The 2126-nt window shown below is 66.6% G+C and carries 1 protein-coding gene; it reads right to left on the reverse strand.

The window, feature by feature from the left end; all coding sequences use genetic code 11:
* Window positions 1–83: 83 nt before the first annotated feature.
* A partial coding sequence (gene lpdA / locus AC5JJ6_RS11115) for a dihydrolipoyl dehydrogenase (RefSeq protein WP_496042094.1) occupies window positions 84–2126 on the reverse strand: 2043 nt, incomplete at its 5' end.

A 2126-nucleotide genomic window follows, 5' to 3' on the forward strand; every position in this document is an offset into this window, starting at 1 on the left:
CCGACAAGCAGGCGCGTCTATGTCGGCTGCCGCTTCGCTCTAGACCGACCTACGAGGCACTCTCGTTACTGTATCGGTTGCCGTTACTTGCGTTTCGGCATGTAGAGGTCGGTGATGGTGCCCTCGAAGGCTTCCGCCGCCATCCCCATCGTTTCCGACAGGGTCGGGTGCGGGTGGATGGTCAGACCGATGTCTTCGGCGTCGGCTCCCATCTCGATCGCAAGCGCCGCTTCCGCGATCAGGTCGCCGGCGCTGGGACCGACGATGCCACAGCCGAGGATACGGTCCGTCGTCTCGTCGAACAGGATCTTGGTGATGCCCTCGTCGCGGCCCAGCGACAGCGACCGGCCGCTGGCGGCCCAGGGGAACACCCCCTTGCCGTACTTGACGCCCTTGGCCTTCAGCTCGTTCTCGGTCGGACCGACCCAGGCCACTTCCGGATCGGTATAGGCGACCGACGGAATCACCTTGGCGTCGAAGAAGCTGTTCTTGCCGGCAGCGGCCTCCGCCGCGACGCGGCCTTCGTGGACCGCCTTGTGCGCCAGCATCGGCTGGCCGACCACGTCGCCGATGGCGTAGATGTGGGCCACGTTGGTCCGCATCTGCTTGTCCACGGCGATGTAGCCGCGCTCGTCCACCGCGACGCCCGCGTTCTCCGCCCCAATGGTCCGGCCGTTCGGCCGCCGGCCGACCGCGACCAGGATGCGGTCGAAGGTATCGGTTTCCGGCGCTTTGCCGCCTTCGAAATGGGCTACCAGCCCCGCTTCGGTCGCTTCGACCTTGGTCACCTTGGTCTTCAGGTGGATGTTCTCGTACTTCTTCTGAATTCGCTTCATCAGCGGCGTCACGATGTCCTTGTCGGCGCCGGGGATGATCTGGTCCATCAGCTCGACGATGGTCACCTTCGATCCCAGCGCGTGGTAGACCGTCGCCATCTCCAGCCCGATGATGCCGCCGCCCAGCACCAGCAGCCGTTTCGGGATGCCGCCCAGTTCCAGTGCCCCGGTGCTGTCGATCACGCGCGGATCGTCGTGCGGGATGAACGGCAGCGTCACCGGCTCCGACCCCGCCGCGATGATGGCCTGATCGAAGGTTATGACCTTCTTCGATCCGTCCGCCTGCTCGACCTCGACCTGGTTGAGCGAGATGAACCGGCCGAAGCCGGACACGACGTTGACCTTCCGCTGCTTCGCCAGTCCGGTCAGGCCGCCGGTCAGCTTCTTGACGACGCCGTCCTTCCAGCTGCGAAGCGCATCGATGTCGATGGTCGGATCGGTGAAGCGGATGCCATGGTTGCCCATGTCCTGCGTCTCGTCGATCACCTTGGCCGCGTGCAGCAGGGCCTTCGACGGGATGCAGCCGACGTTCAGGCAGACGCCGCCCAATGTCGGCCAGCGCTCGATCAGCACGACCTGCTTGCCCAGGTCGGCGGCGCGGAACGCGGCGGTGTAGCCGCCGGGTCCTGCCCCCAGCACCAGCACCTCGGCATGGATATCGCCCGCCACGGTGCTGGCCGGCTTGCCCGCCGGCGCACTGGCCGGTGCATGCTGCGGCATGGTCGCCGCGGCGCCGTTGGGCTTGGCCGCCGCCTGCGTTTGGAGCGACATGATGGTGTCGCCCTGGGACACCCTGTCGCCGACCTTGATCCGGATGGGGCCGACGGTGCCCGCCGCCGGCGACGGGATCTCCATCGTCGCCTTGTCGGATTCCAGCGTCATCACCGGGTCTTCGGCGCTGATCTGGTCACCCTCCTTGACCAGGATCTCGATTACCGGCACGTCCTTGAAATCGCCGATGTCGGGGACCTTGACCTCGATCGACTCATAGGCTCCCGCCGGCGAGCCGTAGCCGGCCTGGGCCTCGCCAGCCGATGGTGCTGCGTCTTCCCGCAGCCGTTCCTTGGGCGGGATCGCGGCCCCGCCCTCGGCTTCCAGCATGACGATCAGGTCGCCTTCCGAGACCTTGTCGCCGGGCTTCACCTTGACCTCGCCGATGGTGCCGGCCTGCGGGCACGGCACCTCCAGTGTCGCCTTGTCGGATTCCAGCGTCAGCAGCGGGTCTTCCACCGCCACCGTGTCGCCGGGTTTCACATGGACCTCGATGATCGGCACGTCCTTGAAGTCGCC

The organism is Skermanella sp., from assembly GCF_059503625.1.